The following is a 23,664-nucleotide window of genomic DNA, read 5'->3' as shown; positions in this document are numbered from 1 at the left end:
TATTCCTCAGATGAAATTTCGTACTCGACAGCGAAAAACGGATTCTATACCTTAACCAGGTATGTGAGCTCCATAAGGGGCTAAAGCCGATTGGTGCTTAATAGAATTAGATATTGAGATTTTAGATTTCGAGGAACCTAGTGTGCTTGGATATTTAAGAGGCTCCTAGGGGTCGAAGACGATTGCGCTTCGGGCCGATATTGATGCCCTGCCGATTGCCAAGGAAGGAGAAAAAAGCTACCTATCCAAACGTCCGGGGATTGCCCATATGTGCGGCAATTGGTCATACCGCAATCCTGATAAGGGCAGTGAAATAGTTGTCAAACCGCAGTTCTGCGCAACCAAATGTCCTCTTTATTTTCCTAATTTCAGAGGAATGCTGCGGAGTGATGCGGAAAAATTAATGCGTGTAGGCGCCCTTAATCAGGCCAATGTTGTGTTCAGACTGCACTTAATGCAAACTTTATCCAAAAATAAAATCGGTGTTTGCCACGGGCCAAAAATGGTAACGCCTTCACCCTCTATGCTTTAAATTTAATAGAAAATTAGTATGAAAGTGGGAGCTATCGTGATGGTTCACTTGAATTCTAACGCAACGATGCCTACAGTACATTTTTTAGCCCTAAGTACATATCGTGTTAGATTCTATGGAAAATCAGCACATGCTGCAGCTTCCCCTTGGGATGGGAAAAGCGCACTCAGTGCTGCCCAATTGACGTTTCATGCTATAGATCATTTAAGACAACGGGTAAAGCCTGACACCAGAATGTCCTATTATGTGGTTCACGGAGGAAAGGCATCTAATATTATTCCAGACTTTGTAGAAATCCAATTGGAGTTGCGCCACAGTAACCGTGAATACTTGGATACGGTTATTGAAAAGGTTAGGAATTGTATTAAAGTAGCTGCTATTGCAACAGAAACTACATACTTCACATTGCATTCACAGGAAATGGTTGTTTGTAATAGTGAAAAAGCAAAAGAAACCATTGATAAAGGTGCTCGATTAATTGGTAATACTATATTATCCTTAATTGAAAAACCAGAAATAATGAGGGAAATGATTTGGCAGGTAAAAATGCATTAAACGGCAATTAAAAATGGGGTTGCCTGGATCAATAGGAGGTTATAGCACTTACCCGATAAATTTGTACATACATATGCGGAAAGGATGAAATTCAATCAAAAAAAGAGCAAATCATCATGATTCGCCCTTTTTTACGTATTCAACAAACGTAATCCTTTTTCGATTTCCTGCAGGACATCTATATCGGTTTCGGTTTTCTTAGCTTTCTCAAGGGCAGTATATGCGCTCTCGCCGCCAATTTTACCAAGGGCCCATGCAGCTGTTCCCTTCATTACTGGACTTTGTTCATTTTGCAAAACCTCAACTAAATCGGGAATTGCTGTTTCATCTTTAAAATGAGCAAGGGCAATCATGGCATTGCGTTGGATTGGCTTCTTCCCACGCCAAGACCCTGATAAATGGCCAAATTTATTTTTAAATTCACGATTACTCATCTTTAAAATCGGGGTTAATAATGGTTTTTCAATTTCCGGATTGGTCTCCATTTCTTCATGAAAATGAAAGTCCTTACCTTTATTTGCAGGACATGAGGTTTGACAGGAATCACACCCATACACCCTATTACCGATTTTCTCCCTAAATTCATCGGGTATAAGACCCTTTGTCTGTGTTAATAATGAAATACATCGCTGAGCATTGATCTGTCCGCCGTGTACCAATGCACCGGTAGGGCATGCCTCAAGACATTTTGTACATGTTCCGCACTGATCTTCTATTGGAGTGTCCGGTTCAAAGGGAATACTGGTAATCATTTCACCTAAGTAAACATAAGAGCCAAATTCAGGCGTGATCACAGCACAATTCTTTCCGCTCCAACCAATTCCTGCCCTCTCTGCCACAGCCCGATCTGAAAGTTCTCCAGTGTCAACCATCGATTTAACCCGGGCATCTGGTACCTTTTCAAGGATAAATGCTTCCAGTTTTCTTAGTCGCTCGCGGAGAATATGGTGATAATCCATTCCCCAAGAAGCTCTTGAAAAAATTCCTCTTCGCTCTCCCTTTTTACTCACGAGCCTGATTTTCATTTTAGATGGATAAGCTAACGCAATCGCTATGATGGAACGCGGCTCTTCAAGGAGCAGGGAGGGATTAACGCGTTTTTCTATATCCGGTTCCTCAAAACCAGATTGGAAACCTAGCTCCTGCTGGCGTATTAATCTATTTTTCAGTTCTGTAAAGGGGGCAGCAGTAGTAAAACCAATTTTATCTATGCCAATTTCCTTACTGTACGCAATTAGTTCTTCTTTAAATTGGTTAACGTTCATTTTTAAAGCCTTCTTTCAAACGGTTTCCATCTATATGATGCGGTCAATTATTCATTACACACATTTTTATGATAAACTATTTTCAACAAATTTTGGAGGTTAAAAAGCTTGGAAATTCAATTGTCATCAAGTCTGATTGAAAAGATTCCTAATTTTAAAGTGGGAGTTATTGAATACGAGAATATCACTATCGGGGATTCACCGCAAATGGTTAAAGGTCGTCTTCAGCTGTTTCAAGAGTCGATCTATTTTGAGCTGGAAAATAAAAATTTGACGGATTTGCCTGGAATTCAGGAATGGAGAAGGGTGTTTAAAATGACAGGAAAGGACCCGAACCGCTACCGTCACTCCGCAGAAGCACTATACAGAAGGGTTCAAAAGCAGAATTATCTATCCCCTGTTCAAAGTGCGATTGATCTCAACAACTTTTTCTCGCTAGAATATCAAGTGCCGATTGGGATTTATGATCAAGAGAAATTAGAGGGGCCAGTTACAATCCAGATTGGTGCTGCTGGGGAAGAATATCGTGGTTTAAATGGAAGAATGAACTCATTAGAGAACTTAATTGTATCGGTAGACCAACAAGGACCATTTGGCAGTCCGTTTGTAGACTCAGACCGAGCACCTGTAACGGTAGAAACCAATCAGGCGGTGCAGATGATCTATATTCGACCATCTATGGATGTAGATAACGCTAAAAAGCTAACGGAATCTTTAATGAATATGTTTGTTCAAGTCCATGGCGGGGATGCTTCTTATCGCATTTTAGGATGCTGATAGAGGCATTCTTTTTTTAATAAAATAAAAAAACGTAACGCATCGTTTTTCTTTGAAACGATACACTACGTTAGTCACAATATTGGAGCGGGTGATGGGAATCGAACCCACTACATCAGCTTGGAAGGCTGAGGTTTTACCAGTAAACTACACCCGCATTTATTACTTGAACGCTTTAATTAACTGACGTTTATTATATTACACACTTTTCATTTTTTCGTCAAGGTATTTTGCGAAATTTGTCGATTTTTTAACTTAATTTTTAGATTGAGTGGATTAGTAGGAGAAAAAGGGCTTTTGGGTGAATGGTAGGGCGGTGCTTTTCCCTTTTTATGATAAATAACACTCTTTGCGGGTACTTTGAATCTTTGACAGTTACCACGGCCATTCTTTTTTCTCCTTCACGGGCACTTAGAAACCTTGTCAGTGACCGCTTTCACTCTTTTTTCTCCTTTACGGGCACTTAGAACCCTTGTCAGTGACCACTACCACTCTTTTTTCTCCTTCAGGGGCACTTAGAACCCTTGTCAGTGACCGCTTCCACTCTTTTTTCTCCTTCACGGGCACTTAGAACCCTTGTCAGTGACCACTTCCACTCTTTTTTCTCCTTCACGGGCACTTAGAACCCTTGTCAGTGACCGCTTTCACTCTTTTTTCTCCTTTACGAGCACTTAGAACCCTTGTCAGTGACCACTTCCACTCTTTTTTCTCCTTCACGGGCACTTAGAACCCTTGTCAGTGAAGCAACCACTCTTTTTTTCATTTACAACCTATGTTCAACCCTAGATGGTAAAAGTCTATTTGAGTTCGTATTTTTCAAAATTAAAGATGCTCATTCATCCAACCAATAATATCCGCAACCACTTCATCCTTATTAATCTCATTTAAAATTTCATGCCTGGCATCTTCATAAAATTTATAAGTGACATCGATAATCCCGACATTTTTAAATGCTTGATAGGTTTTTAACACACCTTTTGTATTTCCTCCAACTGGGTCCATACTTCCGGAAACCAAATAGATCGGCAACTTTTTTGGAATCAACTCAACATTAGCGACTTTATTAATCGTTTCAAGACCGCCAAGCAGATCATTAAAAAAGCCTGATGAGAAAATACCACCACAATTGGGGTCTTTAATATACAAATCTACTTCTCTTTCGTCCCTGCTTAACCAATCAAATTCCGTTCGATTCGGTTGAAAGCTCTTATTGTAGTTACCAAATGTAAGATTATTTAATAGTGGACTAGGAGTCCTTCTTCCTATTTTCCTCATTTGCCTGGAAGCGATCATCCTGCCGATTTTCCCCATAATCCCCGGGTCTCCGCCTGTACCTGATAAAATCACACCTACAATCCGATCACCGTGCAATTGAATATAACGACGGGATAAGAATGATCCCATACTGTGTCCAAATAGAAAAATCGGAACATCTGGATAGTCCTTTTCAATGATCGTGGTAAGGGTAAACAAATCCTCCACTACTTTTTCAAAGCCCTGTTCATCTGCAAAATAACCTGAACAGTTATTTAAACTCGCCGTTTTTCCGTGACCACGGTGATCATTACCAAAAACGACTATATTTTGAGATACGAGTTCTTCAGCAAAGGAGTGATATCGCTCGATATGCTCTGCCATACCATGGGCAATTTGGACAATTGCCCGCGGCTTTTCCTCCCCATCCCATTTGCTAACATGGATCTTAACACCATCATTTGTTTCAAAGGTAAAAGCAGATTGCTTAACCATCCCAATCACTCCTTAGCATCTTGACAATTGACTGCACTAAAAAGCATATACTTCATGATGTACCTATAGCGTTCAGCTTGACTTACCTTATCTTCCACAGCATTTTTTATACTTTTTCCCGCTTCCGCACGGGCATGGATTATTTCTGCCTATTTTTTGGTTTGTTATACCTTCAGTTTGTTTGGGGCTCATTAAGAGTTCCGGTTTCAATGAATGTTCCCTTAGCTCAATTGGTGTATAGCCTTTCAAAAACCATTGCTTCGTGTTATTCATCAAATGAACCACTTGATCCATTATCGCTTGGACCGTTTCCAAACTTTCAAATTCAAGGACACTTCCTAAATATTGCATAACCTCATTCGGGCCCTCTCCAATTCGAGTCGCATAGACACACTCTTCTACAATGCTATCAGCTGCCTCCCTGTCCATTTCAAAATATAGTGTAAGGAACTGGACGAACTCCAGATAGCTTTGATTCTTTTCAACAAACCCGGCTTCTCCCGCTTTGAGAAGTTGTTTTTTGGTAAAAGGAAAAAAGGCCACATTTTCTCTCATCCGGTGTTCTTGCTTCACTCTTTTTGGATCAAACACTCTTCTATTTGAGAAGCCCTCTTCATTAAGACTAATTCCTTTATGATAGGAATTGGCATAATGAATAACATCAAGAAATTCCCGTAAACGTAACGGTTCTTTCGTGAAGATTTCCAGCATCTCTGATAGTTGTGCTGTACTTAATGTTCCATAATAATAACAAAGACCGTATGTAAGTTTGATCCACTCTGTATTTCTATTTATGATAGATGTTAAATTTTTATTATCTTCAAGGGATATAATTGGAACAATCAGTTCATCCGGCACAGCCAAAATCCTTTTTCCTTGAAAGGTTCCCGTAAATATCAAACCACGTGCACGAAAATATTCGATTTGATGCGGTTCTAAATCTGGGGCAATCATATGCCCGCCATTATGGGCGATTTTTGTTAATAATCTAAAACGCTCGGCATCAAATAGAAGGCAAACCTGTTCGAGCGATTTAGGAATCATTTCCTGTAACACCGTAACAAGTTCGGCTTTTTTCAAACTGCTGACGCCTTTTAATTCTAAATTTTTTCTGATGTTATCTAACTCGCTCTTTGTCATTTTACCTAGTTGTTCCTGTAAGGTTACAGGAACATTCCGATTACCCCAATGTTTTTGCTCCTGTTTTTTCTCTATATCTTTTGACATTTTTTTTAATCCAGACAAAGCCTTGAGAAGGCCTTTTTCTAATTGTTTATCTATCACTTTGTTGCTCATAAAACTCCCTACTTTCTATATCCTCTCATTTTCGCAGAAGGCAAGCCCAACCTACTAACCCTATTTCTATTATATATATAAATAATATAATGCTTTCAAAGAAATCAATTTTACAAGAAATTTGAAAGGGAGTGAAGCGGTATTGGCAAAAATGGTAATAATGTATGAGAGACCGAAGGAGCCAGAAAAATTTGATTGGCACTATAACAGAAAATGCTTTTTCTATAAACAGGATAATTTACGCTATTATATTTCAAACTAAGTTATAAAAAGGTGAGCACATATGAAATCAGATTATTTGGTGTTGCTTCTATTATGGTTAATATTTCCGATCTCTCTTTGGAAAGTTATCCCTCGAAGTCGACTTCGCGAAGCAATTGCAACTCTTTTGTTATTTCAGATGTTAACGTGGCTGTTTAGCATTTACTTAACCTATTTCGGCTTACTTGAATCACCCGTTCGAATTTTCAAACATGCAACAAAAATAAATTTTACGATGGAATATTTAGCTTTTCCTTTTTTTGCTCTTCTGTTCCAGCTTAAATTTCCAAAAAACGCACATTTTATAAGACGTGTGTTACATTATTTTTTTTGGATAGGCATTATGTTAACTTTTATGTTTTTAATGGGGAAATTTACAAACATTATGAAGATTAGTATGGAGAATCTCATAAGAAGCTTTTTTAATTTTATCATTGAGCTTTGGATATGTCGTCGTTATGTTTTATGGATCATGGCACATCCTGACTTTGAAAGGTTAGAGACGAATGAAGATTGAACCGTTGATTTTATACATTCTATATGCCTGCACTTTTATTTCTGTTGCATTCATACCAAAGGATAAATTAAAAGATGCCAGCATTATTTTCTTATTTCAACAGTGTGTTACATGGTTTGCTGGGATTCTCGCTGTGGGCTTCAACTTATTAGAGTACCCTGTTCGGGAACTCGCAAAAGTGAATGGCACCAGCTTTTTATATGAGTTCTTTTTATATCCCGTCGTAACCATCTTCTTTTGTCTCTTTTACCCCAAAACCAATTCATTTTGGAAAAAACCCCTATATATAAGTGCATATTCCACAGCACTAACCTTACCTGAAGTCTTCATGGAAAAGTATACAAATCTGATTTCATATATTCATTGGCAATGGTATTATACCTGGGCATCCGTTTATGCTACCTTATTCTTAGCATGGATATTTTATAAATGGTATTTTAAGTTAAATAACCACTAAATATTTTGTTCTCCCCTCTTGCCCTTTAGGTCGGCTTCTGGATATTTATGTTAGAATTTAGAGAGATGGTCAGGAGGGGAAACCAAATAAAGAGGATAAAATATTGGGGAGCGGCGGCAGTTATTGGGTTGTTGATTGGAACAGCATTTTGGTGGGCAACATCCAAGGTGAAAGACCTAAAGGACCCGCTGAACAAATCGGATGCATTTGTGTATAGTGCAAATGGCATACTTCATTGGTTTGAACTAACTAGTAGAAGAGGGAAAGTCAAGGGGACACTTCACCAACAGAGATTCATAGAAAAAGCCAGGAAAGCACCTGTTATGGAAGAGAAAATATACCTCCTGACTGGGGAAACAACCGAAAAGGGGTATAAATTCAAGGTGAATAACGGCGGGAAAATTATAACCTATGAAGCTTGGTTTTCTGGACCACATCTTTTAGTACAAAAGCAAGGAGAAAGAGACATCAGACTATACAATCCCGTAAATCATAAAGAACTCGATGGATATATAAAAGCGCTAAAAGACTATCACGCTGAAGAAAACGAAAATAAAAGAATAAGAAACTTTTTTTCCAATCTTCGCAGTGTTTACGGCTATCTTTACACCGCCCAGGACGACTCCTTCCAATTGTTCATTAAAATAGATGAAGCCTTACTAGAAGGTGAATTGACAGGTTACCTACTCATGTTGGATGAAAAGGGGAAAGAATCCAGGTATGTATTAAACGGAGTAACAGATGGGCGTTTGGTGAAGTTTTTCACCACTGTAAAAGGAAAAACAACCAAATTGGAAGGCAATTTTCATGAAGGAGCCACTGGATTCGACCTGTCGTTTTGGACGACAGACCAAAAACTATTGTTTCATGCTGTAACTAAGGAAGTATTTAAAAAGAGTTACAAGGAATTTAAAAAATAGTAAGAATTGAATATAATCCTATAAATTTAAGAAGGGGTGTCCCAAAAGTTTGACCTTTGGGACACCTTCATCAAAGCACTTAACCCAAAACAACCTTATTCCTTTCTTTGGCAATCTCCGTTGCCACATCGACGATCATATCTTCTTGACCGCCCACTACTTTTCGTTTGCCCAATTCTACTAATATATCACGGGAATCAACGCCAAATTTAGCAGCTGCACGTTTTGCATGAAGGGCAAAACTTGAGTACACACCTGCAAACCCGAGAGTTAAGCTATCTCTTGTAATTTCTTGCGGCACTTGCAAAATGGGTGAAACAATATCTTCCGCCAAATCCATCATTTTATATAAGTCTACCCCTGTTCTAATTCCCATCCGTTCACAAACGGCAACAAGTACTTCTGTTTGAGTATTACCGGCACCTGCTCCTAAACAGCGTACACTGCCATCAATCCCTGTTTTACTAAAAAGTCGTATAAAAAACGTCTCCTACAAAAGTGTAAGAAACGTTGAGGGTAATTCGATGGTCTTTTGAAAATTATATGTTTAAAAATGCATTCATAAATTCGTAATTATTCGTCCGTTTCTGCTCTGTGCTTAATTGACTTCAATTTCCGATTCCAATCATTTGCGAGGTTCGCCATCCATTGAGCTGTCGATTCCAACGGTTGTGTGCAGACTGTATAACGAATCTCACGGCCCACACGATCACAAGATACTAGTCGAGCCTTCTCAAGAACCGACAAATGTTTGACCACCGCTTGGCGGGATATCGTTACTTGAGTAGCTAAAGTCGTTGCAGAGGCCCCTTCATAAGCTGCGAGAATATCGAGCAACTGGCGACGAGTGGGATCAGCGAGTGCCGCCAAAACTTTTTCGTCTTGTTCCTTATCCAATGTCATTCCACCGTCTTCTCAGCACCTTGGCGTAAGTAGTCTAGCTGCTGTTTCCATCCATCCGTATTTTCTCTAAAAAACTTCATTCGTTCATCATGAGTGGTGGTTAATTTAGCAAAACCACTTTCCACCATACGTAGCATAGTGCCTTCATCTTTAGCAGTCAAAGTAAACTCAACCAATGTGGAATTACCTCCTCTTGGCTCCTCACCAGGAAAGGAGCTTGCCCATCGACATGCTAAATAGTTTGGTGGATCCATTCGTTCGATCAGCACTGGGAAGTTGCCGAACCTTGTCTCTGCAACCACACGATTGCCATCAACATGAACAGAATTCGGACCTGGGGCATCGCCAACCCACCAGGCTGGCTTGCTAACTAACAACCAAACCTTTTCCAGTGGCGCAGCAATGAATATCTCTTGCTCAATTTGATCATTCTCCATCTCACAATACCTCCTTAATTCTATCTGCAGCCACATGGTAGCACGTTTTGAATCCCCATGCAACTAATCGGTTGCACTATTGTCTTTACTGCTTTTGGAAACAAACGGGAATACAACTTTAACTTCTCACAAAGTCTTCTGCGGGTTCGTCAGAAGATAAAGAAATTTATCGCTATTTATTTTCACCTGAAAACAAAATTGCCCATTACGGGTCCCATTGCCTGAAATCCTTTTCCGAAAGTGACTTTAAAAGGTCTGAAGGAAAAAGGGGCCGTGTCCATCTAGGACCGCCCCCCCAGCAAATTTATAAATCATTAATCACAATATAGGTAGCCTTTATCGGACCATGTACGCCGACAACCAGATTCAACTCAATATCGGCCGAGTTACTTGGACCGGTAATAAAATTGATGCAAGACGCCACATGTCCGGTTTCATGATAAATTTCCCGCATTTTTACTGCCGCCTGCGTCGCCCTTGGAACAAGAGTGCTTTTGGGAATCAGCATAATCGATGTAGCCGGTAAAAAACTGACCGTTCTACCCTTGTCCTTGTCACTAAACAAAACCACTGTTCCAGACTCAGCAAGGGTAATTTCACTAATAGTAATGCCGACATTTGCGTTTTCTGCTTTATGAACATTTTCTTCGCCTAATTTATAATCCCATTCAAACACATCAATCTTCTCAGAAGGCCACTTCTCCTTCATTAAGGAATCAAGCCCCCACTTCGAGAACCGCTCATCTTTCCACGTCACAACAGGGCCTCCGCCGTATTCAGCGACTACATCATTTACAGCCCCCGGCAGCCCTTGTAAATCCGTAGTAAAAATCTTCGTATGGATTTTCTTACAATGCTCCTTTAAAATCTCCACCAGTTCATCCTGTGTTGCATCCTTTAATACCTCATATTGCGGCTGGTATTTCCAGGTCGGCCTTTCAATTGGAGCAGAAATTCTCGGCCGGTTCAGCTGACTGGCAATTTGATTTAAAAATTTATCTCGATTATGGATGGTGCCAATCATAGTTTTTTGTCTCCTTTATCGCGATTTTTAAACCAATCTCTGAATCTCTCTTTATTCGGGGCCGGGAAATCTCGAATATCCGTCCAAGCTTTAAGCGGTCCCGGTCCTTTGGAGATTTTATCCCCCGAGGTAAATGGAGACATAGCGGCAGGCACGATTTTCGAACCAATTTTATAAAGAGTTGGAGAAGCAGCTCCAAGGCCAAATGCCTTCATTAATAATTTTTCTGAAACAGGTGCTTTTCCTTCTTTTTCTACAATGACTTCACGGTGTTTATGCAGCAGGTTGTGCAGCGGAATCTTCACCGGACATACTTCTGTACAGGCACCGCAAAGGGTAGAAGCATATGGAAGCTCCTTGTATTCATCATAACCACCAAGCAATGGCGTGAGTACGGCACCAATTGGCCCAGGATAAATTGAACCGTAAGAGTGACCGCCAATATGACGATACACCGGACAAACATTAATGCAGGCGGCACAGCGGATACATTGTAATACCGACTGAAATTCACCACCAAGAATATTTGATCTTCCATTATCGACAATTACCAAATGGAAATCCTCAGGTCCATCAACATCCAATTCCTCGCGAGGCCCGGTCAATACAGTAATATAACTGGTCAGCTTTTGCCCAACAGCACTTCTTGTTAACAGGCTGACGAGTACTTCCATTTCCTCAAAGGTTGGCACAATCCGCTCCATCCCCATGACGGTAATTTGCGTTTTCGGCAGCGCCGTTACTAAATCAGCATTTCCTTCGTTTGTAACTAGACTGAAGGAACCTGTTTCAGCAACCGCAAAGTTACAGCCCGTTATCCCAATATCCGCTTCCAAAAATTTCTCGCGGAGTGTGACACGTGCTTGATAGGCAAGTTCTTCAGGTTTTGATGTTTTCGTATACCCTAATTTCTTTTCAAAAACATCGCGGATTTGTTCTTTATTTTTATGCAAGGCAGGTACAACGATATGGGACGGCGGATCATGATCGTCCAGCTGGAGAATATATTCACCAAGGTCCGTTTCGACGACTTCACAGCCTTCCTCCTGCAGCATTGTATTTAAGCTGATTTCTTCTGTTACCATCGATTTGGCTTTGACAATTTTTTTTGCCTTTTTCTTCTGGACAACACTTCTAATATATTCATTTGCTTCTTCCTTAGTTTGTGCAAAAAAGACGTGCCCGCCACGTTTGGCTATATTTTCACTCAGCTGCTCCAGGTAATAATCCAAATTCTCCAGAACATGCTGCCTGATTTCTTCGCCGTGATTGCGCCAGTCTTCCCAATTGCTCATTTCATCAGTTGTCACTGCCCTACGCTTCAAACCCATTCCGTCCTGTGCTCCGGAAACTGCACCGCGCATGAAATCATCGTGTATTCCATGATCAACACGTTCCTTAAACTGCTCCGTGCCAATTTTCATTGTCAAAGGAAATCGCCCCCATTTCAAAAAATAAATGCATTAACGGCTGTTTAATATTTCCGCAATATGCAGCACTTTTACCGGTTTCCCCAGTCGTTCCATCCTGCCGCCGATATTCATCAAGCAGGCTCCGTCCGCCCCCACCAGGTACTTTGCCCCGGTTTCTTCTACGTGTCGGACCTTCTCATCGACCATCTGTTCCGAAATTTGTGCCATTTTAACTGAAAATGTGCCGCCAAATCCGCAGCATTGTTCTTTACCAGGTAATTCGGTGAACTGTAACCCTTTAACATTTCTTAACAAAATCATAGGCGGTTCTTTTACGCCTAGTAATCTAGTCATGTGGCAGGAAGTATGATAAGTTACATTGCCTTCAAATCTGGCACCGACATCTTCTATTTTTAAAACTTCGACGATAAATTGTGTCAACTCATAGGTTTTGGCTGCTAATGCCTTTGCCTTTTGCTCCCATACAGGGTCGCCTGCAAAAACATGCGGATACTCATGGAACATAAAAGCACATGAACCAGATGGTGAAACAACATATTCGGCGTCACTAAACGTTTCAATCATACGTTTCATGGCTTCTTTTGATTCCTTCACATAACCACTGTTGTATGCAGGCTGACCACAGCAGACCTGCGATTCCGGGAATTCCACTTCACATCCAAGTCTTTCAAGCAGTTCAACCGTTGCCTTGCCCACATTTCCTTGGAACATATCAACGATACAAGTTGCAAAAAGTGTAACCTTCATTTTTCTCTTCCCCTCAAAAATAAATTCTGTCACTATGTTTATAAAATTAGTTAACTGGTCATCTGATGACTTAATAATTTATATTGTACATCTTACACCAAAAGTATCAAGTTTAGAAAGGGCTTTCAAAAAAAAGTCCTTTTTTATCTGATTAAAAAATGCAAAAAAGGGCTCCCTACTATTTTTAGGAACCCTTTTTTATCAGTATTTACTCCTTATTAAACTTTGTTGTATGTTGGAAATACTTCCCTAGAATAGCATCGACATTTTCAAGGTGAATCAGCATGTTGTCCCTTGCTGCCTCTTCGTCCTGTGCTTTGATTGCTTCAAAAATGGCCAAGTGCTCCTTATGTAACTGCTCAATGGTAGTTTCTTTTGAAAACAACCAAACCCTGCGCGTTTCCCTCATCGTTTCTACCATAAGCTCAGAAACATGGTTCATTAAATTCAGCAATAATCGGTTTTGGGCAGCTTCGGCAAGCGCCATGTGAAACTGTAAATCTGCCGTTTCACCAAGTTCTTCATCACCTTTTGCTTCAAGCATTGCTTCAAGAGCAGCCTCCATCATCATTAAATTCTGATCGGTTCTTCGCTTTGCCGCAGCAGCTGCAGTCCCGCTTTCAATAATTTTCCGCACTTCTACTAATTCTGCAATATCTACCTGGTTCATTAAGATAGCAGTTGATAATGGAAAAGTAATTTGATCTGGTTCAAATTCCTTAATATACGTTCCTTCCCCCTGCTTCATTTCGACAAGTCCCATTGCCCGCAATGAGGTTAATGCCTCACGTATGGCCGAACGTCCTACCTGAAAATTTTCCGCAAGCTGTTGTACAGAGTCAAGCTTATCCCCGGGTTTAAGCTCCCCAGACCGAATCATTTCATAAATAGCTTCGGCAACCTCTTCATATATTTTTTTAGGTTTGATTTTTTTATAATTCATTCCAGTGCCCCTTTATATAATTCATCAGCTTTGACACGCACTTTTATTATACCTATTTTCATATGATTTGCATCTACTTCAAAATTTTATGGGCGATTTTTATAAAAACCATAGTAAAAAATACTGTTGTAATTTTTAAAAAATATTAATATAATCTTTTCTATCACCATGTTGAACACCTAATCATCTGATGACCATACTATCACTTGTAAGCGATTACTCTATTTGTAAAGTAGGTGATAATTTTTTCTGTAAAAATGCAACTCTATAACAAAACCAATTAAGGGAGATTATGCCGATGACATTTACTCAAAATTTTACTGCAGTAGGAAACAATTTAGCATTCACCGCGATTGTTGCACTAATACCCATTCTTTATTTCTTCTGGGCCTTAGCTATTAAAAGAATGAAGGGCCACATTGCCGGCCTGACTACACTTATACTCTCGATTATTATCGCTGTAATTGCGTACAAAGTTCCGGTTGGAATGGCCGTCATGTCGGCTACTCAAGGGGCTGTTTATGGAGTTCTGCCGATTGGCTGGATCATCGTAGCCTCCGTATTTCTATACAAGCTTACTGTAAAATCGGGTCAATTCGAAATCATTCGCCATTCTGTCTTATCCATTACTGAAGACCGTCGTTTGCAAGCATTATTGGTAGCGTTTTCGTTTGGGGCATTCCTTGAAGGGGCAGCAGGATTCGGTGCACCGGTTGCGATTTCCGCTGCATTATTAGTTGGTTTGGGATTTAATCCGCTATATGCTGCTGGGATTTGTTTAATTGCAAACACAGCACCGGTTGCGTTTGGCGCCATCGGTATTCCAGTTATTGCGATGGAAGGTCCTACCGGTATTGCCGCAAAAGAAATTTCAAAAATGATCGGTCGTCAGCTTCCATTTTTATCAGTGTTTATTCCATTTTATCTGGTATTTATTATGGCTGGTTTTAAGAAAACGATGGAAGTATTGCCGGCAATTCTTGTATCGGGGTTTGCATTTGCCATTACACAATACTTAACATCAAACTTTTTAGGTCCAGAACTGCCTGATATCTTATCAGCACTTGTTTCGTTGTTTGCTTTAGCTATCTTCCTAAATTTCTGGAAGCCAAAAACAATTTTCCGTTTTTCGGCAGAACAAGAGCTTGCCGCTGCTGTTACCAGTACTAGTAGAAAAACAAATGTAGTTCACTATACTGGGGGTCAAATTTTTAAAGCTTGGTCACCATTTATTTTGTTAACAGCAGCCATTTCACTCTGGGGAATTCCCACGATTAAGCTTGCATTAAGCGGGCATTATGAAGGTTCTAATACTATTCTAAAGGCTATTAATTCAATTGGAAATGCTTTAACCTTTATGCCGGAGGTACCATTCGTCCATAACAAAATGATTAGTAAAGCCGGGGCTGCTCCGGCACCCGCATTTTACAAAATAGAGCTATTGGCAGCCGCTGGTACTGCGATTTTAATTGCTGCAATGATCACGAAGTTTATTATTAAAATGTCATGGAAGAATTGGGTGCAAACATTTGGGGAAACGTTAAATGAAGTAAAGTACCCACTGTTAACGATTGCTACAGTTGTTGGTTTCGCCTATGTGATTAACGTTTCTGGAATGAGTACAACTCTTGGCTTAGCATTGGCAAAAACAGGGCCGGTCCTGTTCCCATTCTTCTCACCTTTCCTTGGATGGCTGGGGGTTTTTATAACTGGATCGGACACATCGGCAAACGTATTATTCGCCAATTTGCAAAAAGTTACCGCCGAATCGATTGGCATGAATCCAATTTTGGCACTTGCAGCTAACTCATCCGGCGGAGTAACGGGTAAAATGATTTCACCACAATCGATTGCCGTTGCCTGTGCAGCCGTAGGACTTGCCGGTAAAGAATCCGAGCTGTTCCGCTTTACAATCAAGCATAGTATTTTCCTCGTCATTATTGTCGGAATCATCGTTTGGCTGCAAAATGCAGTTCTTAGTTTCATGATTCCTTAAAGTATTAAATCACTCGAGAGGGTCTTTCCTTACAGGAATCAGCCTTTCGAGCTTTTTCATAAAGAAAAGGGGTTTCATCTTTGTTATACTTTAATTTGAATATTATTAATATTCAAATAGGGTTAATGGGGGGAAATCCTTGGGGTGAGCGGAAAAACTTGCTGAGTTTTTATAACCTCTTTCCAATATTAAGGCTGTCTTCGCTACTTGTAATGAAACTTCTACGGGGATTACCGCCCTATAAATCTTTAATTAAGAGGAGAATTAGATATGGAAAGTATAATTAAAAAAATTAACAAAGTTTTAGTTGCAAATCGTGGGGAAATTGCAATCCGAATTTTCCGTGCGTGTACCGAGTTAGACATTCGAACCGTTGCCATTTACTCAAAAGAGGATAGCGGCTCTTTCCACCGGTATAAGGCAGATGAAGCCTATTTAGTTGGGGAAGGAAAAAAACCAATTGATGCTTATCTGGATATTGAAGGAATTATTAAAATTGCAAAATCCCATGAAGTTGACGCTATCCACCCTGGCTATGGATTTCTGTCCGAAAATGCCGAATTCGCAAAACGTTGTGAAGATGAAGGAATTATTTTTATTGGACCAAAATCAAAACATTTAGAGATGTTCGGGGATAAAGTGAAGGCCCGCCACCAAGCGATTCAGTCTAAAATTCCAGTTATTCCTGGAAGTGATGGTCCTATTGAGAGCCTGGAGGAAGCGAAAACTTTTGGACAAAAATATGGATATCCGCTCATGATCAAGGCATCTCTTGGCGGAGGCGGCCGTGGAATGCGGATTGTACGAAGTGAAGACAGTTTAAAAGAATCATATGATCGTGCAAAATCTGAAGCAAAAGCCGCATTCGGAAACGATGAGGTATATATTGAAAAATTTGTGGAAAATCCCAAACATATTGAGATACAGATTTTAGGTGACCATAATGGAAACGTTGTTCATTTATTTGAACGTGATTGTTCCGTCCAACGCCGCCACCAAAAGGTCGTGGAAGTAGCACCAAGCCTTTCATTGCCTGAAGACTTGCGGCAATCTATATGTGAGGCTGCTGTTCATTTAATGAAAAACGTTTCCTATCTAAATGCTGGAACAGTAGAGTTCCTTGTTACAGAGGATGAATTCTTTTTTATTGAAGTAAACCCACGGGTACAGGTTGAACATACGATAACAGAAATGATTACCGGTATTGATATTGTTCAGTCTCAAATATTGATTGCGGCTGGCTATTCACTTCATAGTCATGAAGTGGGAATTCCAAGTCAAGAAAATATTCAGGTGCACGGTTATGCGATTCAATCGCGTGTTACTACCGAAGATCCTTTGAATAACTTTATGCCAGATACAGGAAGAATCATGGCCTACCGTTCAGGCGGAGGGTTTGGGGTACGTTTGGATGCAGGAAATGGATTCCAGGGAGCAGTCATTACCCCCTTTTACGACTCCCTTCTTGTAAAAGTAACTACTTGGGCCTTAACCTTTGATCAAGCAGCGGCAAAAATGGTCAGAAATTTAAAAGAATTCCGCATCCGTGGAATCAGAACCAATATTCCGTTCCTCGAAAAAGTGGTAAAGCATGAGAAATTCCTAAAAGGTGAATATAATACATCGTTTATCGATTCAACACCGGAGCTATTCATTTTCCCGAAATCGAAAGACCGTGGGACAAAAATGCTTACTTATATTGGAAACGTAACGGTGAATGGTTTTCCGGGAGTGACTAAAAAGGATAAGCCTCTTTTTGAAAAACCAACATTACCTAGGATTAATCCATTTGAGCCAATTTTAAATGGAACAAAACAAATACTTGATGAAAAGGGTCCAGAAGGAGTCGTAAATTGGATTAAAGAACAAAAGGATGTATTATTAACCGATACAACTTTCCGTGATGCCCATCAATCATTGTTAGCCACTCGTGTTCGAACAAATGACTTGATGCGAATTGCCGAGCCAACTGCCCGTTTAATTCCAAATTTATTTTCTGTTGAAATGTGGGGTGGTGCGACATTCGATGTCTCCTACCGCTTTTTAAAGGAGAATCCATGGGAACGCTTATTAAAATTGCGGCTAGCCATGCCGAATATGTTGTTCCAAATGCTTCTTCGTGCATCCAATGCGGTCGGTTATAAAAATTATCCGGATAATGTAATCAAGGAATTTGTTAACAAGTCTGCGGAAGCAGGTATTGACGTTTTCCGAATCTTTGACAGCCTCAATTGGGTAAAAGGGATGGAACTGGCAATTGATGCAGTAAGAGATAATGGAAAAATTGCAGAGGCAGCCATGTGTTATACGGGAGATATTTTAGATCCGTCAAGAAGAAAATATGATTTGGATTACTATAAAAATCTGGCAAAAGAGCTGGAACAATCAGGAGCACATATATTAGGAATTAAGGATATGGCTGGTTTGTTAAAACCACAGGCTGCGTATGACTTGATTACCGCTTTAAAGGAAACTGTTGAGATTCCGATCCATTTACACACCCATGATACAAGCGGCAATGGACTATTTATGTACGCAAAGGCAATTGAAGCAGGAGTAGATATTGTGGATGTTGCGGCAAGCTCTATGGCTGGCCTAACATCACAGCCAAGTGCAAATTCTCTCTATTATGCTTTAGAAGGACATAATCGTAAACCGCTCATTGACATAAAGGCATTGGAGCAAATTTCTTATTATTGGGAAGAGGTTCGCAAATATTACGTAGATTTTGAGAGTGGTATGAAAGCTCCTCATACCGAAGTATATGTTCACGAAATGCCAGGCGGACAATATAGTAATCTACAGCAACAAGCAAAAGCTGTAGGATTAGGCGACAGATGGGATCAGGTAAAAGAAATGTATTCCCGTGTAAATCAGTTGTTTGGCGATATTATAAAAGTAACCCCATCCTCAAAAGTTGTTGGAGACATGGCCCTTTATATGGTACAAAATAATATAACGAAAGACGATATTTTTGAACGCGGGGAGACACTTGATTTTCCTGACTCGGTTATAGAATTATTTGAAGGCTACCTTGGCCAGCCTCATGGGGGATTTCCTAAAGAGCTTCAACGCATTATTTTAAAAGGAAAAGAACCAATAAATGTTCGCCCCGGAGAACTTTTGGAGCCTGTAAACTTTCAAGAAATTAAAGAGATGTTGTTTAGTTCATTAAAACGTCCTGTGACAAGCCACGATGTGATTGCCTATGCCCTATATCCAAAGGTGTTTATGGAATACCATCAAACCGTCGAGAAATATGGAGATGTTTCCGTTCTTGATACGCCAACGTTTTTATACGGAATGCGTCTAGGCGAGCAAATTGAGGTGGAAATTGAAAAAGGGAAAACCCTTTTTGTCAAACTCATTTCCATTAGCGAACCGAAACCGGACGGGACTCGTGTGCTTTATTTTGAACTAAATGGTCAGTCACGTGAAGTACTTATTAAAGACGAGAATATTAAAACGACTGTTCAAGCAAAATTGAAAGCAGATCCTGGAAATAAAAGCCATATCGGAGCAACCATGCCAGGCAACGTACTGAAACTCCTTGTTGAAAAAGGACAAATAGTTTCAAAAGGTGAACATCTCATGATTACAGAGGCCATGAAGATGGAGACAACTGTTCAAGCACCATTCAGTGGTACTATTAAAGAGATTTATATAAATAATAACGATACGATTGAGCCCGGTGATTTGTTACTTGAATTATCAAATTAAAGAATTTTAAATCTCCTATCCTGTTGATAGGGGATTTTTCTCTTTCAATACATTATTTGAAAGCAACTACTCATTCAATAACTTTACAATCTTGAGATTATCAAGAACTGATGAAATTTGATAGTAGACTGATCAAAGACAAAATAAAAAGTCAACATTGAAAATGTTGACTTAGACTGTCGACAAATCCGGAAATTTACGATTTGCCGGCCATTTTGAAAACGTTCCAAAATATGTTTCACTCTTATCTCTTTCAAGCTCTTTTCTTTAAGCGTGCTGCAATTGGGATTACAATGATACCGGCTAATACGACCTGCATAATGTTTCCTGGGACGGATCCGAATGGCTGTACCCAGTTACCGTAAAGGATCACTTCGGCAAAATAGTAGCCCACGACTTTTATAATCAGTGCAGTTGCAATGGCCAGTGTGCTCGCAAGGACTCTATTGCCGGTTGACTTTTCAGATATGAGACCAACTACAAAGCCCATTGCACCAACAATGACAAATGTGAACGGTGACCATATTGCCCAACCAGATACAATATCAAAGAGACCCATTCCGAAGGCGCCTGCGATGGCTCCTGTTTTTTTGCCGTAAACCAAGGCTGCTAGAAAAAGAGGCACATTCCCAAGATGGATTAAACCTCCGTTACCCATTAATGGCAGCCTTATGTTTATGAACATTGTTGCGACAAAGGTCATTGCGATGAAAAGTGCGTTTATGACGATGGTCTTTGTTTTAGTTGATTCTGTTTGTACGAATGTTGAATTCATATGCTTTCCTCTTTCTTTATTTAATATAAAATAAATTGCGTAGGTAAGGATTCTGATAAAAACTGATTTACAAAGCCTTATTTTTTATATTAAAGTCTTTTTAAAATTTCGTCTTCAAAGGCCGCTAATTGATACCCTTCTTTTTCCACAGCTTCCTGAACGAATTGAAGAAAACTTGCTTCATTTAAATGCGTCCGCAGCTGTTTCAGTATTGGAAATGCTTCTTTCCATTCCTGAGATTTTTTCAATATCCTTATTATTGTTCTTGCCATCTTCCCCCATCCCCTTTTAGGAACCTTTAAATAATATTTAATCACAATCTGGTATAATCAAAAGTGCCAGTTTCGACAAATTTAGTAGGTCCAGAAAAAACTGGAGGGAAAATCATGATTGAAATCACACCGTTTTTTGATAATTAGGGCGTGATTCCCTAACGCGATTCGCAAAGAGCTCTGTGTCTCGGGTCTTACTTGGTTTTGGCGGTTTATCCTAATCTGAAATTGAAACAGGAATTCAGTTATTAAAAGAGGCATGGGAGCTTTAGGAGATTGGTTTATATCTTAGATTTGGACTGGATACAAGCTTTTCCTTCTTCTCCTGTCCGAATATTCATAAATAAATCCGGCGCCATTCGAAATGGAGCCGGATCCTTTTTTATTCCAGATGGAATCCTTTGCTTTCAACAAATTCTCGCATATGAACTCTTCTTTTATTTTCCATAAAATGAGCCATTGATTCAGTCCAGTTGGTTTGTTTGTTATTGGTAGAGCGCTGCTGGTAATATGTATTCATGGTTTGATCATACTCGTCAAGCAGACTTTCATATTTCTCAGTGTTATATTGATTTTCGTGGAGAATCGCATCTAACGGCAATCTTGGTTTTACCTCGTTTCTTTCGGCAGGGACCCCTAAGCATAATCCAAATAGCGGAAAAACTTTGTCAGGAAGACCAACAAGCTTGCTAATAAGATCGGGATTATTCCGAACACCGCCAATATAACAGCCGCCATATCCAAGTGATTCTGCTGATGTGATGACATTCTGGGCAATCAGGGCAGTATCAATGATTGCAACCATAAAGTTTTCTAAATTATCGTGTTCAATGACAATTCCATGCTTTCTGCCAGCCACTTCCAAGCGCTTTAAGTCCGCACAAAACAGGAAAAAATCTGCAGCGTCGCTTATATGTTTATTTTTGGCGAGTTGAGCTATTTGATCTTTCTTTTCCTTGTCCGTAACATGAATGATGGAATAAGCCTGGACAAAATGGGAGGTAGCTGCACCCTGTCCTGATTGAAGGATTTCCAATAAATGCTCTTTAGGAATTGATTCGGCTAAATACTTGCGGACAGAGACGTGACTTTGCATCACCTTGATTGTTTCCGATAGGTTCTTAGAATTTTTCATTTAAACACATCCTTTTTCTTCTAATTAGTTTTATTATAACCTATTAGAAGAGAATGAATATCCTACCAGCTCTTACAAGCTTTGAAGGACATTATCTTGCTAGAATCCCTTCAAAATGTTCTGCATCTTTTTGGGAAGACAATGACAAACATCTGATTTCAATATGATTTTCATCAAACAACAAAAAACGGTCTGACATATTTGTCAAACCGTTGATGTGACTGTGTTCTCACACTGTCTTTGATACCGGTGGTCGGGGTCGAACCGACACTCCTTGCGGAACACGATTTTGAGTCGTGCGCGTCTGCCAATTCCGCCACACCGGCGTGTATAAAATTTTGAAACTAATGCCGAGGACCGGAATCGAACCGGTACGGTAGTCACCTACCGCAGGATTTTAAGTCCTGTGCGTCTGCCAGTTCCGCCACCCCGGCGAAATCTTTTTCTTATAATTCTCCAGTCTCAACATAATTTGTGAAGATGGAGGCGGCAACCGGATTCGAACCGGTGGATAAAGGTTTTGCAGACCTTGGCCTTACCACTTGGCTATGCCGCCATTATATTGGAGCGGAAGACGGGATTCGAACCCGCGACCCCCACCTTGGCAAGGTGGTGTTCTACCACTGAACTACTTCCGCAATTTGGCTGGGCTAGCTGGATTTGAACCAACGCATGTCGCAGTCAAAGTGCGATGCCTTACCGCTTGGCTATAGCCCAATAGTATAATAAATTTACCATTTATTCAATAAAAGATAAATGGGGCGACTGATGGGAATCGAACCCACGAATGTCGGAACCACAATCCGATGCGTTAACCACTTCGCCACAATCGCCATAATGAAAATAATTGGCAGGGGTAGTAGGAATTGAACCCACACCAAAGGTTTTGGAGACCTTCGTTCTACCTTTAAACTATACCCCTAAGTTATCGAAAGTTATTTTCGCTAACGCGAAAAAACTATGGTGGAGGGGGACGGATTCGAACCGCCGAACCCGGAGGGAGCGGATTTACAGTCCGCCGCGTTTAGCCACTTCGCTACCCCTCCACATATGAGAGTTGAATTGTCAGCTTAAGGTGCCGACGAGAGGAATTGAACCCCCAACCTACTGATTACGATTCAGTTGCTCTACCAATTGAGCTACATCGGCGCATCTGTTAAAAATTAAAGGTGGCTCAGGACGGAATCGAACCGCCGACACAAGGATTTTCAGTCCTTTGCTCTACCGACTGAGCTACTGAGCCACTTAAATGGCGGTCTGGACGGGACTCGAACCCGCGACCTCCTGCGTGACAGGCAGGCATTCTAACCAACTGAACTACCAGACCAAATTGCGGAGGCAGGATTTGAACCTGCGACCTTCGGGTTATGAGCCCGACGAGCTACCAGACTGCTCCACCCCGCGACAATAAAAATCATAAAATCTTATGGTGGAGGATGACGGGATCGAACCGCCGACCCTCTGCTTGTAAGGCAGATGCTCTCCCAGCTGAGCTAATCCTCCGTATTAATAACAATTGTTTTCACTATTGTAAAAAACTTTGGTGACCCCTACGGGATTCGAACCCGTGTTACCGCCGTGAAAGGGCGGTGTCTTAACCGCTTGACCAAGGGGCCATTTTAGAAAAATTTTAATGGCGGAGAGCAAGGGATTTGAACCCTTGAGACAGGGTTACCCGCCTACACGATTTCCAATCGTGCTCCTTCGGCCACTCGGACAGCTCTCCATTAAAATGGCTCCGCAGGTAGGACTCGAACCTACGACCGATCGGTTAACAGCCGATAGCTCTACCACTGAGCTACTGCGGAATAATTATATAACAGCCTGGCAACGTCCTACTCTCACAGGGGGACATCCCCCAACTACCATCGGCGCTGAGAAGCTTAACTTCCGTGTTCGGTATGGGAACGGGTGTGACCTTCTCGCCATTATTGCCAGACTATTTATCAG

General features: G+C 40.5%; 19 protein-coding genes, 17 tRNA genes, 1 rRNA gene and 1 pseudogene. 7 read left to right on the top strand and 31 right to left on the bottom strand.

All coding sequences use genetic code 11. The features are described from left to right. The first annotated feature begins 571 nt into the window (after positions 1-571). Positions 572-1,087, top strand: a complete 516-nt coding sequence (locus M028_RS0113700; RefSeq protein WP_026574360.1) for a peptidase dimerization domain-containing protein — start codon at positions 572-574, stop codon at positions 1,085-1,087. Between the two features lie 131 nt (positions 1,088-1,218). On the opposite strand, the gene queG is transcribed toward M028_RS0113700, so the two are convergent. Continuing rightward, positions 1,219-2,352 carry a tRNA epoxyqueuosine(34) reductase QueG gene (gene queG / locus M028_RS0113695; protein WP_026574359.1) on the bottom strand — a complete coding sequence of 378 codons (1,134 nt, stop codon included), beginning with the start codon at positions 2,350-2,352 and terminating at the stop codon, positions 1,219-1,221. A gap of 108 nt (positions 2,353-2,460) precedes the next feature. Here queG and M028_RS0113690 point away from each other — a divergent pair, with 108 nt between their 5' ends. Further along, positions 2,461-3,129: a B3/B4 domain-containing protein gene (locus tag M028_RS0113690; RefSeq protein WP_026574358.1), complete on the top strand. Its 669-nt coding sequence runs from the start codon at positions 2,461-2,463 to the stop codon at positions 3,127-3,129. Positions 3,130-3,212: 83 nt separating this feature from the next. On the opposite strand, the gene M028_RS0113685 is transcribed toward M028_RS0113690, so the two are convergent. The 3 genes from M028_RS0113685 to M028_RS0113670 all read right to left on the bottom strand — a co-directional run bounded on the left by M028_RS0113685 (position 3,213) and on the right by M028_RS0113670 (position 6,174). Further along, positions 3,213-3,286, bottom strand: a tRNA-Gly gene (locus tag M028_RS0113685). Between the two features lie 665 nt (positions 3,287-3,951). Beyond that, on the bottom strand, positions 3,952-4,878 hold the full coding sequence (locus M028_RS0113675; protein WP_026574357.1) for an alpha/beta hydrolase: 927 nt from the start codon (positions 4,876-4,878) through the stop codon (positions 3,952-3,954). An 87-nt stretch (positions 4,879-4,965) separates the two neighbouring features. Further along, on the bottom strand, positions 4,966-6,174 hold the full coding sequence (locus M028_RS0113670; protein WP_026574356.1) for an SEC-C metal-binding domain-containing protein: 1,209 nt from the start codon (positions 6,172-6,174) through the stop codon (positions 4,966-4,968). A gap of 283 nt (positions 6,175-6,457) precedes the next feature. Between M028_RS0113670 and M028_RS0113665 the strand changes: the two genes are divergently transcribed. From M028_RS0113665 to M028_RS0113655, 3 genes are read left to right on the top strand one after another with little or no spacing between them, the layout of a single operon-like run. Then, the gene (locus M028_RS0113665) at positions 6,458-6,952 is read left to right on the top strand and encodes a CBO0543 family protein (protein WP_026574355.1); all 495 of its coding nucleotides are present in this window, start codon (positions 6,458-6,460) and stop codon (positions 6,950-6,952) included. Continuing rightward, positions 6,942-7,409: a CBO0543 family protein gene (locus tag M028_RS34075; protein WP_026574354.1), complete on the top strand. Its 468-nt coding sequence runs from the start codon at positions 6,942-6,944 to the stop codon at positions 7,407-7,409. The genes M028_RS0113665 and M028_RS34075 overlap by 11 nt, the downstream gene beginning before the upstream one ends. Positions 7,410-7,456: 47 nt before the next feature. Next, a complete protein-coding gene (locus tag M028_RS0113655; protein WP_026574353.1) occupies positions 7,457-8,329 on the top strand; it encodes a hypothetical protein in 873 nt (290 codons plus the stop codon). Positions 8,330-8,408: 79 nt separating this feature from the next. Here M028_RS0113655 and M028_RS30000 read toward each other — a convergent pair. The 7 genes and pseudogenes from M028_RS30000 to M028_RS0113615 all read right to left on the bottom strand — a co-directional run. Next, positions 8,409-8,789 (bottom strand): annotated as a pseudogene (locus M028_RS30000) (4-hydroxy-2-oxovalerate aldolase); the annotation flags it as partial. A 113-nt stretch (positions 8,790-8,902) separates the two neighbouring features. Next, entirely contained in the window at positions 8,903-9,226 is a 324-nt protein-coding gene (locus M028_RS0113645; RefSeq protein ID WP_197031420.1) for an ArsR/SmtB family transcription factor, read from the bottom strand. A gap of 2 nt (positions 9,227-9,228) precedes the next feature. Beyond that, positions 9,229-9,669 carry an SRPBCC domain-containing protein gene (locus M028_RS0113640; protein WP_026574350.1) on the bottom strand — a complete coding sequence of 147 codons (441 nt, stop codon included), beginning with the start codon at positions 9,667-9,669 and terminating at the stop codon, positions 9,229-9,231. Between the two features lie 304 nt (positions 9,670-9,973). Then, positions 9,974-10,693, bottom strand: a complete 720-nt coding sequence (locus M028_RS0113630; protein WP_026574349.1) for a LutC/YkgG family protein — start codon at positions 10,691-10,693, stop codon at positions 9,974-9,976. Then, the gene (locus M028_RS0113625) at positions 10,690-12,123 is read right to left on the bottom strand and encodes a LutB/LldF family L-lactate oxidation iron-sulfur protein (protein WP_026574348.1); all 1,434 of its coding nucleotides are present in this window, start codon (positions 12,121-12,123) and stop codon (positions 10,690-10,692) included. The genes M028_RS0113630 and M028_RS0113625 overlap by 4 nt, the downstream gene beginning before the upstream one ends. A gap of 33 nt (positions 12,124-12,156) precedes the next feature. After that, positions 12,157-12,873, bottom strand: coding sequence for a (Fe-S)-binding protein (locus M028_RS0113620; RefSeq protein WP_026574347.1), 717 nt, complete (start codon positions 12,871-12,873; stop codon positions 12,157-12,159). A gap of 208 nt (positions 12,874-13,081) precedes the next feature. Then, the gene (locus M028_RS0113615; protein WP_026574346.1) at positions 13,082-13,816 is read right to left on the bottom strand and encodes a FadR/GntR family transcriptional regulator; all 735 of its coding nucleotides are present in this window, start codon (positions 13,814-13,816) and stop codon (positions 13,082-13,084) included. Between the two features lie 298 nt (positions 13,817-14,114). Here M028_RS0113615 and M028_RS0113610 point away from each other — a divergent pair, with 298 nt between their 5' ends. Both M028_RS0113610 and pyc read left to right on the top strand, forming a co-directional pair. Then, positions 14,115-15,812, top strand: coding sequence for an L-lactate permease (locus M028_RS0113610; protein WP_026574345.1), 1,698 nt, complete (start codon positions 14,115-14,117; stop codon positions 15,810-15,812). Between the two features lie 270 nt (positions 15,813-16,082). Further along, positions 16,083-19,532, top strand: coding sequence for a pyruvate carboxylase (gene pyc, locus M028_RS0113600; RefSeq protein ID WP_035424146.1), 3,450 nt, complete (start codon positions 16,083-16,085; stop codon positions 19,530-19,532). A 253-nt stretch (positions 19,533-19,785) separates the two neighbouring features. Here pyc and M028_RS0113595 read toward each other — a convergent pair whose 3' ends face one another. From M028_RS0113595 to rrf, 20 genes are all read right to left on the bottom strand, one after another. Beyond that, entirely contained in the window at positions 19,786-20,307 is a 522-nt protein-coding gene (locus tag M028_RS0113595) for an ECF transporter S component (protein WP_026574342.1), read from the bottom strand. A gap of 89 nt (positions 20,308-20,396) precedes the next feature. Continuing rightward, entirely contained in the window at positions 20,397-20,579 is a 183-nt protein-coding gene (locus tag M028_RS0113590; protein ID WP_026574341.1) for a hypothetical protein, read from the bottom strand. 382 nt (positions 20,580-20,961) lie between these two features. Further along, entirely contained in the window at positions 20,962-21,714 is a 753-nt protein-coding gene (gene nfsA, locus M028_RS0113585) for an oxygen-insensitive NADPH nitroreductase (protein ID WP_026574340.1), read from the bottom strand. 244 nt (positions 21,715-21,958) lie between these two features. Further along, positions 21,959-22,040: transfer RNA gene (locus tag M028_RS0113580), tRNA-Leu, on the bottom strand. Between the two features lie 22 nt (positions 22,041-22,062). Beyond that, positions 22,063-22,148 (bottom strand) — tRNA-Leu (locus M028_RS0113575). 47 nt (positions 22,149-22,195) lie between these two features. Further along, positions 22,196-22,270, bottom strand: a tRNA-Cys gene (locus M028_RS0113570). 7 nt (positions 22,271-22,277) lie between these two features. After that, positions 22,278-22,352: transfer RNA gene (locus M028_RS0113565), tRNA-Gly, on the bottom strand. Between the two features lie 4 nt (positions 22,353-22,356). Beyond that, positions 22,357-22,431: transfer RNA gene (locus M028_RS0113560), tRNA-Gln, on the bottom strand. A gap of 40 nt (positions 22,432-22,471) precedes the next feature. Next, positions 22,472-22,547, bottom strand: a tRNA-His gene (locus tag M028_RS0113555). Between the two features lie 15 nt (positions 22,548-22,562). Beyond that, positions 22,563-22,636 (bottom strand) — tRNA-Trp (locus M028_RS0113550). A 39-nt stretch (positions 22,637-22,675) separates the two neighbouring features. After that, positions 22,676-22,760 (bottom strand) — tRNA-Tyr (locus M028_RS0113545). A gap of 30 nt (positions 22,761-22,790) precedes the next feature. After that, positions 22,791-22,863: transfer RNA gene (locus M028_RS0113540), tRNA-Thr, on the bottom strand. 21 nt (positions 22,864-22,884) lie between these two features. Further along, a tRNA-Phe gene (locus tag M028_RS0113535) sits at positions 22,885-22,957 on the bottom strand. A gap of 7 nt (positions 22,958-22,964) precedes the next feature. Further along, positions 22,965-23,041 (bottom strand) — tRNA-Asp (locus M028_RS0113530). A 3-nt stretch (positions 23,042-23,044) separates the two neighbouring features. Continuing rightward, positions 23,045-23,118: transfer RNA gene (locus M028_RS0113525), tRNA-Met, on the bottom strand. A 23-nt stretch (positions 23,119-23,141) separates the two neighbouring features. Beyond that, positions 23,142-23,217 (bottom strand) — tRNA-Val (locus M028_RS0113520). 38 nt (positions 23,218-23,255) lie between these two features. After that, positions 23,256-23,330 (bottom strand) — tRNA-Glu (locus M028_RS0113515). A gap of 18 nt (positions 23,331-23,348) precedes the next feature. Next, positions 23,349-23,440, bottom strand: a tRNA-Ser gene (locus M028_RS0113510). 7 nt (positions 23,441-23,447) lie between these two features. Continuing rightward, a tRNA-Asn gene (locus M028_RS0113505) sits at positions 23,448-23,522 on the bottom strand. Positions 23,523-23,536: 14 nt separating this feature from the next. Continuing rightward, a 5S ribosomal RNA gene (rrf, locus tag M028_RS0113500) occupies positions 23,537-23,653 on the bottom strand. Between the last annotated feature and the right edge of the window lie 11 nt (positions 23,654-23,664).

The organism is Bacillus sp. UNC438CL73TsuS30 (assembly GCF_000482325.1).
GTDB lineage: Bacteria > Bacillota > Bacilli > Bacillales > Cytobacillaceae > Neobacillus.
This window is presented reverse-complemented; position numbering and strand designations above follow the sequence as displayed.